The organism is Shewanella olleyana (genome assembly GCF_023283825.1).
In the GTDB taxonomy this organism is placed as follows: Bacteria; Pseudomonadota; Gammaproteobacteria; order Enterobacterales; family Shewanellaceae; genus Shewanella; species Shewanella olleyana.
Genome location: NZ_JAKILD010000081.1, coordinates 1 through 547, shown reverse-complemented (window position 1 = coordinate 547; position 547 = coordinate 1). Strand labels below are relative to the sequence as shown.

The 547-nt window shown below is 44.6% G+C and carries 1 protein-coding gene; it reads left to right on the top strand.

Translation table 11 applies throughout. From position 1 onward, the window contains the following. Window positions 1-547, top strand: a 547-nt coding sequence (locus L2735_RS19930; RefSeq protein WP_248986318.1) for a VCBS domain-containing protein, incomplete at both ends; no start/stop codon positions are given.

The following is a 547-nucleotide window of genomic DNA, read 5'->3' as shown; positions in this document are numbered from 1 at the left end:
CCAGTTTCAAGCTGAAACCATTCAAGGCCAGTTTGGTATCCTATCGATTAATAATCTAGGCCATTGGACTTATACAGCTGATAATTCTCAGAACAGTATTCAAGGGCTAAAGACCGGTGATTCGGTAACCGACACTGTATTGGTTCACTCAATTGACGGCACATCTCAGAAAGTGACCGTGATTATTAACGGCACTGACGATAAAGCCGTGATTACTGGTACTTCAACGGCACGTTTGACTGAAGACAAAGATGTTCATTCAGGCATCTCGTCACAAGAGCTTCGAGTTGATGGCGCACTCACCGTCACCGATGTGGATAACGGCCAATCACAATTCCAAGCTGAAACCATTCAAGGTCAATTTGGTACCTTGAGTATCAACAATCTCGGCCATTGGGTTTACACCGCCGATAACTCCCAATCTGTCATTCAAGGACTAAAAACAGGTGATTCGGTAACTGACACCGTATTGGTTCACTCAATTGACGGCACATCTCAGAAAGTGACCGTGACTATTAACGGTACTGATGACAAAGCGGTGATTGCA